Here is a 12,648-nt window from a genome sequence, read left to right as displayed (position 1 = left end):
TCAACCGGAAGCCGTACGCGTCAGGCGCTGTTGCTCGCGCGGCGCGCCTCCGGCTGGACCCGCGCGCCGGCCTGTGACCTCCTGCCGTGCCGACCCCCTCCGCCCGAATCGGCGCGGACCCTGCATCGGCCCGGCGCGCCCTGTGGCGCGGAGGAGTGAGCGGCATGCCCGAATTCGACCTTGCCATCCGGGGCGGCACGGTGGTCACGGCGAGCGACACGGTCCGGGCCGATATCGGCGTGCGCGGCGGCCGGATCGTCGCGGTGGCCGAGGGCATCGCCGACGCCGCCCGGGTGATCGACGCCTCCGGCCTGCTGGTCCTGCCCGGCGGCATCGACAGCCACGTCCACATCGCCCAGGAGTCCGGCCCGGGCATCGTCATGGCCGACGACTTCGCCAGCGCCACCCGGGCGGCGGCGGCCGGCGGCACCACCTGCGTGATGCCCTTCGCGCTCCAGCCCCGGGGCGCCTCCCTGCGCGGCGCCGTCGACGCCTACCGGGCCAGGGCCGAGGGCCAGTGCCACGTCGACGTGGCGATCCACATGATCATCTCCGACCCGACCGAGGCGGTGCTCGGCCAGGAGCTGCCGGCCCTGGTCGCCGACGGCTACACCTCGTTCAAGGTCTTCATGACCTACGACGACCTCGTGCTGAACGACCGCCAGCTCCTCGACGTGTTCCACGTCGCGCGGCGGCAGGGCGCCCGGGTCCTGGTCCACGCCGAGGGCTACGACGCGATCCGCTACCTCAGCGAGCGGCTCGAGCGGGCGGGCGAGACCGGACCGTACGGCCACGCCCTGTCGCGCCCCGAGCTGGTCGAGCGGGAGGCGGCTCACCGGGCGATCAGCCACGCCGAGCTGATCGACCTGCCGATCGTGATCGTCCACGTCTCGGGCCGCGAGGCCACCGAGCAGATCGCCTGGGCGCAGGCGCGGGGCCTGAAGATCCGGGCCGAGACCTGCCCGCAATACCTGACGCTGACGGCCGAGGACATGAAGGGTCTCGGCCACGACGACCCGATGGCGGGGGCGAAGTACGTCTGCTCGCCGCCGACGCGGGACGTCGAGAGCCAGGAGGCGGTCTGGTCGGGGATCCGGCGCGGGATCTTCGACGTGGTCTCGTCCGACCATTGCCCGTTCCGCTACGACGACCCGCAGGGCAAGCTGAATCCGCGGGGGAAGACCGCCTTCCGCTGGATCCCGAACGGCATTCCCGGCATCGAGACGCGGCTGCCGGTGTTCTTCTCGGAAGGGGTCTCGAAGGGGCGGATCAGCCTCAACCAGTTCGCCGCGCTGACCGCCACGAACCACGCGAAGCTCTACGGGCTCTACCCGCGCAAAGGCTCGATCGCCCCGGGCTTCGACGCCGACCTGACCCTGTGGGACCCGAACAAGCGCGAGACCATCCGCCAGGCGAACCTGCACCACGGCTCCGACTACACGCCGTGGGAAGGCTTCGACGTCACCGGCTGGCCGGTCATGACCATCGCGGGCGGGCAGGTCATCGCCGAGGACGGCCGGGTCCTGTCCGAGCCGGGCCGCGGGCGAGTGCTCGACCGGGCGGTGGACCCGGCCGAGCGGCGGGAGGCCTGAGGGCGACCCTGGCCCGCCGCTTGCCTGCAGCCTCCGGGGGGAGCACCGCATGGACGTCGAGCTGATCGGCCTGACCAAGCGCTACGGCACGGCCATCGCGGTCGACGGCATCGACCTGAAGGTGCCGTCCGGCGCCTATTGCTGCCTGCTCGGCCCCTCCGGCTGCGGCAAGACCACGACGCTCCGGATGATCGGCGGCCACGAGCGCGCCAGCGCGGGCGACGTGGTGATCGGCCCCAAGGCGGTGGGCGACGCGGCCCCGGCCGCGCGCGGCACCGCCATGATGTTCCAGAGCTACGCGCTGTTCCCGCATCTCGACGCGCGCGACAACGTCGCCTTCAGCCTGAAGATGCGCGGGATCGGCAAGGCGGAGCGCCGCGCCAAGGCGATGGCGATGCTCGACCTCGTGCAGATGGGTCACCTCGCCGGGCGCCTGCCGGCCCAGCTCTCGGGCGGCCAGCAGCAGCGCGTGGCCCTCGCCCGCGCCCTCGTCACCGGCCCGAAGGTGCTGCTCCTCGACGAGCCGCTCTCCGCCCTCGACCCGTTCCTGCGGGTGCGGATGCGGGTGGAGCTGAAGCGGATCCAGACCGAGCTGGGGCTCACCTTCATCCACGTCACCCACAGCCAGGAGGAGGCGATGGCGCTCTCCGACCTCGTGGTGGTGATGAATGCCGGTCGGATCGAGCAGGCCGCCGACCCGCGCACCGTGTTCGAGCGCCCGGCCACCGCCTTCGTGGCCCGGTTCATCGGCGGCCACAACGTCATCCGGCTGCCCGAGGGTCTCGTCGCCGTGCGGGCGGACCGGATGCGCCTCGGCGCCGAGGCCGGCCCCGCCGCGCGGCCGGCCCGGGTGGTGGCGGTCGAGTACCAGGGCACCAGCGTCCATGTCGGCCTCGACGCGGAGGGGCTGGAGCGCGCGCCCGAGAGCCCCGCCGCGCTCACGGCGATCCTCAGCGACGCGGATTTCGCGGCCCGCCCGCTCCGCCCCGGCGACACGATCCCGGTCGGCTGGGACGCGTCCGCCGCCCACCGCCTCGACGCCTGACAGCCCCGGAGACGACCATGGACCTGCCCCAGAAGCCGAGCCGGCGCACGCTCCTGAAGGGGGCGGCCGCGCTCACCGCGACGCCGGTGACCGGCTTCCCGGCGGTCCACGCCGCCGAGCCCGTGACGCTGCGCTACCTCGGGACCGCGGTGAACCAGTCCGCCGACATCGCCCGGAAGGTGAAGGAGGATCTCGGCCTGACCATCGAGTACATCCCCGTGGTGACCGACGAGGTGACCAAGCGGGCGGTCACCCAGCCGAACTCCTTCGACCTGATCGACACCGAGTATTTCAGCCTCAAGAAGATCCTGCCCTCCGGCAACCTGCAGGGCATGGACGCCAGGCGGATCACGCTCGCCGACAAGATCTCTTCTATTTTCACGAAGGGGGAAGTGGCGGGCAAGAAGATCGGCGACCAGGGCACCGCGCCCAAGAAGGTCTTCTACCTGGAGGGCCAGGACTCGAAGAAATTTGCCGGCGAACAGACCCAGTGGATCTCGCTGATCCCGACCGTCTACAACGCCGACACGCTGGGCATCCGGCCGGATCTGATCAAGGTGCCCGTCACGAGCTGGAAGGAGCTCCTGAACCCGGCCTTCAAGGGCAAGGCCTCGATCCTCAACATCCCGTCGATCGGCATCATGGACGCCGCCATGGTGGTGGAGGCGACCGGCGACTACACCTACGGCGACAAGGGCAACATGACGAAGCCCGAGATCGACCGCACCATCAAGGTGCTGATCGAGGCCAAGCGCGCCGGCCAGTTCCGCGCCTTCTGGCAGGACTTCAACGAATCCGTGAACCTGATGGCCTCGGGCGAGACGGTGATCCAGTCGATGTGGTCGCCCGCCGTCACCAAGGTGCGGGCGCAGGGCGTGCCCTGCACCTACCAGCCGCTGAAGGAGGGCTACCGGGCCTGGGCCTCGGGCTTCGGCATCCCCAAGACGCTGAGCGGCCGGAAGCTCGACGCGGCCTACGACTTCATCAACTGGTTCCTGTCCGGCTGGGCCGGGGCGTACCTCAACCGGCAGGGCTACTACTCGGCCGTGCTGGAGACCGCCCAGGCGAACATGCAGCCCTACGAGTGGGCCTTCTGGATGGAGGGGAAGCCCGCCGAGAAGGACATCCTCGGCCCCGACGGCACCCTGATCGAGAAGGCCGGCGCCACCCGCGACGGCGGCTCCTTCGACGCGCGGATGGGCGCGGTCGCTTGCTGGAACGCCGTGATGGACGAGAACACCTACATGGTGCGCAAGTGGAACGAGTTCATCGCGGCGTGAGCGCGGTGCGCGCCGCCTCCCCGCCCTCCTCTCTCCGGGGGCACTCGGAGACGCCCATCCGGCGCAGCGACGCGGTCGCCGGATGGAACGCGGGTCCCCGCTCCCGTGCGGGAGAGGGACAAGGTGAGGGATGCGACTTCTCCGGAAGGACCGGCCCCCTCACCCCAACCCTCTCCCGAACGGGAGAGGGGGCGCGGCGCGCCTCGCAGGAGCCGATGTGTGAACGTCGGACCCCGCAGAGGTGGAGGGAAGCGTCGGCACGCGTGGGGCGTATCCGATGACCGATCTCGCCCTGCCCGCCGCCGCGTCCGCCGAGCGGGCCGCAGCGCCCACCGTCGCGGCCCGCCCGCGCCGCCGCGCCCTCGCCTACCTCCAGGCCGCGCCGCTGGCCCTCGTCTTCCTCGTTTTCCTGGTGGTGCCGCTGGTGCTCACCGGGATCGTCTCGCTCTGGGAGTACAACGAGTACGAGATCATCCCGGCGCTGACCCTGCAGAACTACGCCGACGTGTTCGACGGCTGCCTGTCGGCCGACCTCTGCACCACGGTGCGCACCTATCTCTCGACGGTGAAGTTCGTCGTGCTGACGCTGGCGATCACCCTGCCGCTCGGCTTCGCCATCGCCTACTTCCTGGCCTTCCACATCCGGTCCGGCACGGTGCGGATGGGCCTGTTCCTGCTCTGCACGATCCCGTTCTGGACCTCGAACGTGATCCGCATGATCTCGTGGATCCCGCTGCTCGGCCGCAACGGCCTCGTCAACGACACGCTCCGCACCCTCGGGCTGATCCGCGCGCCGATCGACGGCCTGCTCTACTCCGACTTCGCGGTGGTCCTGGCCTTCGTGCACCTCGACACGGTGTTCATGATCGTGCCGATCTTCAACAGCCTCGCGCGCATCGACCGGCGGCTGATCGAGGCGGCGCGCGACGGCGGCGCGTCCGGCGCGCAGATCCTCTGGAACGTGATCCTGCCGCTCGCCAAGCCCGGCATCGCCATCGGGACGATCTTCGTGACGACGCTGGTGATGGGCGACTTCGTGACCGTGGGCGTCATGGGCGGCCAGCAGATCGCCAGCGTCGGCAAGGTGATCCAGGTGCAGATGTCCTACCTGCAATTCCCGGCCGCCGCCGCCAACGCCGTGGTGCTGCTCGCCGCCGTGCTGCTGATGATCCTGGGGCTCACCCGGATGATCGACCTCCGGCGGGAGCTGTAGCGATGGACCAGCCCCGCGGCCGCGCCTTCTACCTGCTGGCGGCGGTCTTCGCCCTCTACGTCCTGTTCCTCTACGGGCCGACGCTGACCATCCTGGCGCTCAGCTTCCAGGGCCCGGCCGGCGGCCTGACCTTCCCGATGAACGGCGTCTCGACCCACTGGTTCGCCAAGCTGTGGGCGGGCGTCGGCGTCGTCGACATCTGGGCGGCGCTGCGGCGCTCGCTGGCCCTCGGCCTCGTGGTGATGGCGCTCACCGTGGGAATCGCGTTCTACGCCGGCCTCGCCTTCCGGAAAGGCTTTCGCGGCGCCGGCCTCGTCTTCGCCCTGGCGGTGTCGAGCCTGATCGTGCCCTCGATCGTGGTCTCGCTGGGCATCGGCCTGGAGTTCCGGCTCCTCGACGACGCCGTCAAGGCGCTGGCCGCCGCCACGGGCTGGGGGTTCCTGCAGGACCACGGCACGCTGATGGGCCTCTACACCTCGGCGCTGGGTGCGCACCTCACCTGGACTCTGCCCTTCGGCCTGCTGATCATGTTCGCGGTGTTCAACCGGTTCGACCCGGCCTACGAGGAGGCCGCCCGCGATCTCGGCGCCAGCGGCCCGCAGACGCTCCGGCACGTGGTGGTGCCGATCCTCGCGCCGGCCCTCGTCGGCGTGGCGCTGTTCGGCTTCACCCTGTCGTTCGACGAGCTCGCCCGCACCAGCCAGGCGATCGGCGGCCGCAACACCCTGCCGCTGGAGTTGCAGGGCCTGACCACCACGGTGACGACGCCGGAGATCTACGCCCTCGGAACGGTGACCACGGCGGTCTCGGCGCTGGTGATCGGGACCGCGCTCGGACTGACCCTGTGGCTGCAGAAGCGCCGCGCGCGGCGGGCGCTGGCCGGCCTGTGATTGATGCCGGATAGTCGGGCCGCCACGGGTCAGCCGCGCCGCCGCATTGCCAATCCGCCCCGGTCCGTGTAAGCGCACGGCGCGCCCCCGAGACACCCTTGGAGGCAGGGGCGCGCCGGGAAGGTCGTGAGCCGTCCGCATCGGGCGGCTTTTTCGCGTTCCGGCTCCAGCAATCGTAAAGGATCACGCCATGAGCGCTGTGAAGACGCTTGAGGCCGTGGCACGCGACCGGGTCGGCAAGGGGGCCGCCCGGGCCGTTCGTCGCCAGGGCCAAGTTCCCGCCGTCATCTACGGGGGCGGCCAGCCGCCGCAATCGATCGCGGTCGACCTCATCCGCACCCGCACCCTGATCTACGCCGGCGGCTTCAAGACCACGCTGTTCGAGATTAATGCCGGCGGCACGAAGGTCCGCGCGATCCCGCGCGACTTCCAGCTCGACCCGGTCAGCGGCGTGCCGCTGCACGTCGACTTCCTGCGCGTCGTCTCGGGCCAGACCGTCACGGTCGAGGTGCCGGTGCACTTCGTCAACGAGGACGCGGCCCCCGGCATCAAGAAGCTCGGCGGCACCCTCAACATCGTGGCCCACACGCTGACCCTCGACGTCGCCCCGGACCAGATCCCGGACGCGATCGAGGTCGACCTGACCGGCCGCCAGATCGGCGACGTGATCCACGTCTCCGACATCAAGATCCCGGCCGGCACCCATACCGGCGCGCCGACCGACCCGGTGGCCAACATCGTGCCGCCGACCGTGCTGGGCGCCGAGGTGGAGGCCGAGGAGGCCGCCATCGCCGAGGCGCAGTCGACCGAGGCCGCCGAGGACAAGGCCGAAGAGGCCGCCGAGGGCGAGAAGAAGGACGGCGAGGAGGCCTGAGCCTCGTCGCCCCGCTCCACGCGATCGAGAGCCCCGGCCCTGCCGGGGCTCTCTTCGTTTCAGGGCCAGGACCTCAGGGATAGAGCCGCGCCCGGCTCCAGCCCTCGCCCGTCCGGGTGAAGCGCACCCGGTCGTGCAGGCGGAAATCGCCGTTCTGCCAGAACTCGACGCTCACCGGCGCGATCCGGAATCCGGTCCAGTGCGCGGGCCGGGGGATCGGCCCGTCCCCGTAGCGCTCGGACAGCTCCGCCACCGCGCTCATCAGCGTGGCGCGGTCGGCGAGCGGGCGGGATTGCTGGCTGGCGATCGCGCCGAGGCGGCTCTCCCGGCGGCGGCTCTGGAAATAGGCGTCCGCCTCCTCGGCGGTCACCGGGGTGATCGGTCCCCGGGCCCGCACCTGCCGGCGCAGGCTCTTCCAGTGCAGCACCAGGGCGGCCTGGGGGTTCTGCGCCAGCTCCTCGCCCTTCGTGGACTGGGTGTTGGTGTAGAAGACGAAGCCGCGGGCGTCGAAGCCCTTCAGCAGCACCATCCGCACGTCCGGCAGCCCGTCCGATCCGGCCGTGGCGAGCGCCATCGCGTTCGCGTCCTCGGGCTCGGAGGCCTCGGCCTCCTTCATCCAGGTGGCGAAGAGCCCGACGGGGTCCTCGCTCAGCGTGAAGTCCGCGCTCTTCGGGTCATCGGTCCTTAACTGATCCACGCCAAGACTCCTGCCTGCCGCGTCCAGGGCCTGAGGGGGCACCGACATCGGCGTGTTCGGTCGAGCGAATAGCCCGTCGTGAGTCAGGTGTAATGCGGCGATGCGCGTGTAAAGGGCCAAGCCGGCGAGCGCACATTGGCGCGTCGGTGTCGGCCTTGTCTCTGGTGATGGTTCTGGGCGGCTGCAGCCAGCCTCTGCTGGTCTTCCGGGGCGATCCCCCGGCGGCGGCGCCGCGCGTGGTCGAGGAGCCGACCGTCACCGGCAGCATCGAGAAGCGGCCTGTGAGCTTCGGGGACGACCTCGCCGAGGAGGATTGGCGCCGGGCGCGGGCCGCCCTGAGCGTCGCCCTGGATCCGCAGGGTAACGGGCGACCGGTCAAGTGGGACAACCCGGAGACCGGGCTTCACGGATCGGTCAACCCGACCGGGCTGCCATACGTCTCGGATGACCTGATCTGCCGCAACTTCCTGGCATCCGTGGTCGCGCCGAACCGCAGCCGCTTCGTCCGCGGGACCGGCTGCAAGCTCTCGGGCGGTCCGTGGACGCTCAAGCGGGTCCGGACCGCGAGCGGCGCCGGACGCTCCTGAACCGCGCCGCCGCGGGGCACCCTCCCGGGCCCGCGCGGCAGCCGGAGCGCCCCGTGGCCCTCAGTAGGGGTGCCCGTAATACGGCCGCATGCGCAGGCGTGGCTGCGCCGCCGGCGGCGCCGCGTAGCGGGCCGCGGCCTCCGGATCGTAGGTGCGGATGTAGGGGTCGAGCGCCGGGTCGCGGTAATTGCCGTTGTTGACCCCCGCCGAGCGATCGTTGCCGCTCAGCGCCGCGTAGGGCGAGAGGCCGCTGCCGCTGTCGCCGCCGCCACCGCCGCCGCCCCAGGCAAAGGCCGTCCCCGGAATGGCAGCGAGGAGCATCGCCGCGAGGGGCATCGTCAGCGTCTTGCGCGTCATGTCCTGTCTCCGCACCACGTCACTGTCTGGCGAACGGTCCAGCTGGAGATGGGGTTCCCCTCGGAGGGCCGCCACAATCTGGCGACATTGTATCACGGCCCGCCAACACGCGTTTATTTGATCCGCTGAATTTCGATTTTTTCGGTTCATCGCCCAGAAATGGTCTCGGGCGTTAAGCTTGAACCGGTAGACAGCCACTCGGCCGTGCTTGATCAAGGCGCGGCGTAACAGCATTCGAGCGCGGCTCGACCGTATCGAGGGTCGAGGCCGGGCGCATCCCGGGTCTGGCCGCCGTGAGCGTCGATACGAAATCCGGCCCGCGGGGCGTGGGGCTGGCCGGCTGATGGAGCGGGCGATCGGAGGCACGGATTGGCCCTCGGCGGTCGGTGGCCGGGCTCCCGCCCGGGCGGAGCCGTCGGCTCTCGAGACGTTCTCCCGCACCCGCACCGTCACCGTGCGGCTCGATCGCCGGGCGCTGCGCGGCTGGCACATCCGCCTTCTCGATCAGCTCGGGCAGCGGCCCGACCACCGGATCCGGGTCGCCTGGGTCGAGCACGCGGCGGGCCTGCCGCCGAACGCCGAGCTCCTGTTCCGCCTGGAGGCCGCCATTCACGGCCTGCCCCGGCCAGGTCTGGCGACCGCGGCGGAGCCCGTGGCCCTCGCCCCCTACGAGGCGGGCCCCGAGGGCGAGGAGCCCGGGCGGACCGGCGCCGACCTCGTCCTCGACCTCTCGGGCAGCCCGGCGGAGCCGGGATCGGCGCCGGTCTGGCGGCTCGACTACGACGGGATGCCGGGCGAGGCCGGCCTCCTCGCCGCGCTGTTCGCCCACGGGGCACCGGTGGCGGCCCTGCGCCGGCCGGACGGCACGGCGGTGGCGGTCGGCCGCCTGGGCGCGGAATCGCACACGGTGATGCTCGCGGCCTTCGAGGGCTACCTCGCGCGGACCATCACGCTGATCCTCGCCGCCCTCGAAGGCGCCGCCTCGACGGAGCTTCCCGACGGCGCCGGGGTACCCCTCCAGCCCGCGAGCGCCTACGACCTCGGCGGCCTGGGCGTCCGGCGGCGGGCCGCCGGGGGGCTCGCCCGGCAGATCGCCCGCAGGCTCTACGCCCTCTGCTTCCACGGCCCGCACTGGCGGGTGGGCTGGCGGCGGATCGCCGGTCCCGACCTGATCGACCTGCGCCGGCACCCCGCGGGCGGCTGGCAGGTCCTTCCCGACGACGGGCGGCGCTTCTACGCCGACCCCTTCGCGATCGCCCGGAACGGCGCCGTGACCCTGTTCGTGGAGGAGTTCGACTATCGCCGCGGCAAGGGCGTGATCGCCGCGGTCGGCTTCGGGGAGAACGGGCCCCGCGGCCGGCCGGAGCCGGTGCTCGAACTCGAGACCCATCTCTCCTACCCGTTCGTGTTCGAGGCGGACGGGCAGGTCTGGATGATCCCGGAATCCCACGCCTCCGGGACGATCGACCTCTACCGGGCCACCGACTTCCCGCGCGGCTGGGTCCACGAGGCGGTGCTCCTGGACGGGGTCGTGGCTGGGGACGCGACCCTGCTGCAGCACGGCGGCCGCTGGTGGATGTTCGCCACGGTCCGGGCCGGCGGCGGCAGCTACTCCGACACCCTGCATCTCTGGCACGCGCCGCATTTCCGCGGCCCCTGGACGCCGCACCGGCACAACCCGGTGCTGATCGATATCGGCTCGGCCCGGGCCGCGGGGCCGATCGTGGCGCGCGACGGCGGCCTGATCCGGCCCGTCCAGGATTGCCGGCAGGGCTACGGCGCGGCGCTCGGCCTCGCTCGGATCCTGCGCCTCGACGAGGAGGGCTACGCGCAGCGGGTCGAGACGCGCCTGCGGCCGGGGGCGGCCTGGCCGGGCACGCGCCTGCACATGCTGAGCGCGGCCGGCGGCTTCGAGTTCATCGACGGCTCGCACCGGTCCCGCACCCGCCTCCTGGGCTGAGCGCGCCGCCTTGGGCTGAGCGGGCCGCCCGGGCCCAGCCGGGGCCGAGCCGCCCCGCGCGGGCCCGTCGGTGCCGAACGGCACCCGCTTACGGCTCGCATCGCGGCCGCGCGCGCGCTAAGCGGAGGTCTCACCTGCGCCGATCCAGCAGAACCGCCGGGACGATCACCATGGCGAGCCCCGTCGAACATGCGAGCTTCCTGCCGCCGGTCCTGACCTTCCTCACGGCCGCGGTGATCGGGGTGCCGATCTTCCGGCTGATCGGCCAGAGCGCCGTGCTCGGCTACCTCGTGGCCGGCGTGCTGATCGGGCCCTCCGGCCTGTCGCTGATCGCCGAACCCGAGACGGCGGCGAGCGTCGCCGAGATCGGGGTGGTGCTGCTGCTCTTCATCGTCGGGCTGGAGCTGCACCTGTCGCAGCTCGTCTCGATGCGCCGCGACATCTTCGGCCTCGGCACCGCGCAGCTCGTGGTCTGCGCGCTGGTGCTCGGCGGCGCCGGAATCCTGGCCGGCCTCAGTCTCGGCGCCGCCGCGGTGATCGGCCTCGCCCTCGCCCTCTCGGCCACCGCGGTGGCCCTGCAGCTCCTGGAGGAGCGGGGCGATCTCGGCAGCGCCTACGGCGCGCGCGCCTTCGCGGTCCTGCTGTTCCAGGACCTGTCGGTGGTCGGCATCCTGGCGCTGATGCCGCTGCTGGCCTCGGCCGGCGAGGCGACCGACGTGTCCTGGCTCGGGGAGGCGGCGGTCTCCACCGGCAAGGCGCTCGCGGCGATCCTCGCGGTGGTGCTGGTCGGCCGCTACGGCCTGAACCCGTTCTTCCGGCTGCTCGCGGCGAGCGGCGCCCGCGAGGTGATGACCGCCGCGGCGCTGCTGGTGGTGCTCGGCACCGCGCTGCTCATGGAGCAGGTCGGCCTGTCGATGGCGATGGGCGCGTTCCTCGCCGGCATCCTCCTGGCCGAGTCGAACTTCCGCCACCAGCTGGAGGCCGATATCGAGCCGTTCCGCGGCATGCTGCTCGGCCTGTTCTTCATGAGCGTCGGCATGTCGATCGACGGCAACCTCGTGCGCGAGGTCTGGCCGGCCCTGTTCGGCGCGACCCTGGCGGCGATCCTGGTCAAGGTCGCCATCGTGGCCGGCCTGTTCCGGCTGTTCGGCTCGGACACCCTCGGGGCCCTGCGCGGGGCCGCGGTCCTGGCGCCCGCGGGCGAGTTCGCCTTCGTGCTGCTGCCGCAGGCCCAGGATCTCGGCCTCACCGGCGTCACGGCGACGCGCTTCGCGGTGGCGCTCGCCGCGCTGACCATGCTGATCGGCCCCATCGCCGCCAAGGGTCTCGACAAGCTGATCGAGCGGCGCAACGCGCGCAGCACCTTCGCGCTGGAGGAGCCCTCCACCGAGCTGTCCGAGAGCGGCGACGCCCGGGTGCTGGTGATCGGCTTCGGCCGGTTCGGGCAGGTGCTGACGCACGTGCTGATGGCCGAGGGCATCCCGGTCACGGTGATCGACAAGGACGTGGAGCAGCTGCGCGCCGCCTCGCGCTTCGGCTTCCGCATCTACTACGGCGACGGCACCCGCCTCGACGTGCTCCGCGCCGCCGGGATCGGCCGGGTCGAGCTGGTCTGCATCTGCGTCGACGACCGGGAGGGCGCCCTCAAGATCGTCGACATCGTCCACGAGGAATTCTCCAGCGTGCGCACCTTCGTGCGCGCCTACGACCGCCTGCACGCGGTGGAGCTGATGAACCGGGACGTCGACTACCAGATCCGCGAGACCGCCGAATCCGCCCTCGCCTTCGGGCGGGCGGCCCTCGAGGGGCTCGGCCTGTCGCCGGAGGCCGCCACGGCCCGGACCGACGACGTGCGCAAGCGCGACATCGCGCGGCTGGTCCTGCAGCAGGCCGGCGCCCTGCCGGACGGGTCCAGCTGGATGCGCGGCGCCGCGGCGGGCCTGAAGCCCGAGCCGCTGACCGCTCCCGTCCGCCCGGCCCGGGCGCTCAGCACCGAGACCCGCGACCTCGTGGGCAGCGACCGGCGCGAGGCCGCCGAGCGGCTCCTGGAGAAGCCCGCCCTGGCCCCGCAGGAGACGGATAGCCCGGAGGAGGAGTCGGACCCGGAGGCCGAGCTCGAGGCGGAGGGCAGTGCCCGGGATGTGTGACCGGCC

Annotated in this window: 11 protein-coding genes; 9 read left to right on the top strand and 2 right to left on the bottom strand. The window is 72.0% G+C overall.

The window, feature by feature from the left end:
- The first annotated feature begins 164 nt into the window (after nucleotides 1–164).
- The 6 genes from hydA to MOTC310_RS27625 all read left to right on the top strand — a co-directional run bounded on the left by hydA (nucleotide 165) and on the right by MOTC310_RS27625 (nucleotide 6,894).
- A complete protein-coding gene (gene hydA, locus MOTC310_RS27650; protein ID WP_331304044.1) occupies nucleotides 165–1,592 on the top strand; it encodes a dihydropyrimidinase in 1,428 nt (475 codons plus the stop codon).
- 49 nt (nucleotides 1,593–1,641) lie between these two features.
- Nucleotides 1,642–2,637, top strand: coding sequence for an ABC transporter ATP-binding protein (locus tag MOTC310_RS27645; protein WP_331304043.1), 996 nt, complete (start codon nucleotides 1,642–1,644; stop codon nucleotides 2,635–2,637).
- Between the two features lie 17 nt (nucleotides 2,638–2,654).
- The gene (locus MOTC310_RS27640; RefSeq protein WP_331304042.1) at nucleotides 2,655–3,917 is read left to right on the top strand and encodes an ABC transporter substrate-binding protein; all 1,263 of its coding nucleotides are present in this window, start codon (nucleotides 2,655–2,657) and stop codon (nucleotides 3,915–3,917) included.
- A gap of 277 nt (nucleotides 3,918–4,194) precedes the next feature.
- The gene (locus MOTC310_RS27635; protein ID WP_331289517.1) at nucleotides 4,195–5,130 is read left to right on the top strand and encodes an ABC transporter permease; all 936 of its coding nucleotides are present in this window, start codon (nucleotides 4,195–4,197) and stop codon (nucleotides 5,128–5,130) included.
- A 2-nt stretch (nucleotides 5,131–5,132) separates the two neighbouring features.
- Nucleotides 5,133–6,020 (top strand): ABC transporter permease, encoded by an 888-nt coding sequence (locus tag MOTC310_RS27630; RefSeq protein ID WP_331304041.1) that lies wholly within the window; start codon nucleotides 5,133–5,135, stop codon nucleotides 6,018–6,020.
- Nucleotides 6,021–6,210: 190 nt separating this feature from the next.
- On the top strand, nucleotides 6,211–6,894 hold the full coding sequence (locus tag MOTC310_RS27625; RefSeq protein ID WP_331289515.1) for a 50S ribosomal protein L25/general stress protein Ctc: 684 nt from the start codon (nucleotides 6,211–6,213) through the stop codon (nucleotides 6,892–6,894).
- Between the two features lie 73 nt (nucleotides 6,895–6,967).
- Here the strand turns inward: MOTC310_RS27625 and pdxH are convergent, their stop codons facing one another.
- Nucleotides 6,968–7,591: a pyridoxamine 5'-phosphate oxidase gene (gene pdxH, locus MOTC310_RS27620; protein WP_331304040.1), complete on the bottom strand. Its 624-nt coding sequence runs from the start codon at nucleotides 7,589–7,591 to the stop codon at nucleotides 6,968–6,970.
- Between the two features lie 92 nt (nucleotides 7,592–7,683).
- On the opposite strand from pdxH, the gene MOTC310_RS27615 reads away from it, so the two are divergent.
- Nucleotides 7,684–8,178, top strand: a complete 495-nt coding sequence (locus MOTC310_RS27615) for an RT0821/Lpp0805 family surface protein (RefSeq protein ID WP_419539963.1) — start codon at nucleotides 7,684–7,686, stop codon at nucleotides 8,176–8,178.
- Nucleotides 8,179–8,238: 60 nt separating this feature from the next.
- On the opposite strand, the gene MOTC310_RS27610 is transcribed toward MOTC310_RS27615, so the two are convergent.
- Complete coding sequence (locus MOTC310_RS27610) at nucleotides 8,239–8,535, bottom strand: hypothetical protein (protein WP_331304039.1); 297 nt, start codon at nucleotides 8,533–8,535, stop codon at nucleotides 8,239–8,241.
- Between the two features lie 343 nt (nucleotides 8,536–8,878).
- Between MOTC310_RS27610 and MOTC310_RS27605 the strand changes: the two genes are divergently transcribed.
- Nucleotides 8,879–10,495: a glucosamine inositolphosphorylceramide transferase family protein gene (locus MOTC310_RS27605; RefSeq protein ID WP_331304038.1), complete on the top strand. Its 1,617-nt coding sequence runs from the start codon at nucleotides 8,879–8,881 to the stop codon at nucleotides 10,493–10,495.
- A 170-nt stretch (nucleotides 10,496–10,665) separates the two neighbouring features.
- Complete coding sequence (locus MOTC310_RS27600; RefSeq protein WP_331304037.1) at nucleotides 10,666–12,642, top strand: monovalent cation:proton antiporter-2 (CPA2) family protein; 1,977 nt, start codon at nucleotides 10,666–10,668, stop codon at nucleotides 12,640–12,642.
- The last annotated feature ends 6 nt before the right edge of the window (nucleotides 12,643–12,648 follow it).

The sequence above is a fragment of the Methylobacterium oryzae genome (genome assembly GCF_036441375.1).
Classification (GTDB): domain Bacteria; phylum Pseudomonadota; class Alphaproteobacteria; order Rhizobiales; family Beijerinckiaceae; genus Methylobacterium; species Methylobacterium oryzae_A.
Note: the sequence above shows the minus strand (reverse complement) of the source record. Positions and strands in the feature narration are given on the sequence as shown.

What these genes read in the sequence shown, in the direction of transcription:
- MOTC310_RS27645 (WP_331304043.1), top strand. Translation starts at nt 1,642, where the DNA reads ATGGACGTCGAGCTGATCGGCCTGACCAAGCGCTACGGCACGGCCATC.
- MOTC310_RS27625 (WP_331289515.1), top strand. Translation starts at nt 6,211, where the DNA reads ATGAGCGCTGTGAAGACGCTTGAGGCCGTGGCACGCGACCGGGTCGGC.
- MOTC310_RS27615 (WP_419539963.1), top strand. Translation starts at nt 7,684, where the DNA reads ATGCGGCGATGCGCGTGTAAAGGGCCAAGCCGGCGAGCGCACATTGGC.
- MOTC310_RS27605 (WP_331304038.1), top strand. Translation starts at nt 8,879, where the DNA reads ATGGAGCGGGCGATCGGAGGCACGGATTGGCCCTCGGCGGTCGGTGGC.
- hydA (WP_331304044.1), top strand. Translation starts at nt 165, where the DNA reads ATGCCCGAATTCGACCTTGCCATCCGGGGCGGCACGGTGGTCACGGCG.
- MOTC310_RS27610 (WP_331304039.1), bottom strand. Translation starts at nt 8,535, where the DNA reads ATGACGCGCAAGACGCTGACGATGCCCCTCGCGGCGATGCTCCTCGCT.
- MOTC310_RS27630 (WP_331304041.1), top strand. Translation starts at nt 5,133, where the DNA reads ATGGACCAGCCCCGCGGCCGCGCCTTCTACCTGCTGGCGGCGGTCTTC.
- MOTC310_RS27600 (WP_331304037.1), top strand. Translation starts at nt 10,666, where the DNA reads ATGGCGAGCCCCGTCGAACATGCGAGCTTCCTGCCGCCGGTCCTGACC.
- MOTC310_RS27640 (WP_331304042.1), top strand. Translation starts at nt 2,655, where the DNA reads ATGGACCTGCCCCAGAAGCCGAGCCGGCGCACGCTCCTGAAGGGGGCG.
- MOTC310_RS27635 (WP_331289517.1), top strand. Translation starts at nt 4,195, where the DNA reads ATGACCGATCTCGCCCTGCCCGCCGCCGCGTCCGCCGAGCGGGCCGCA.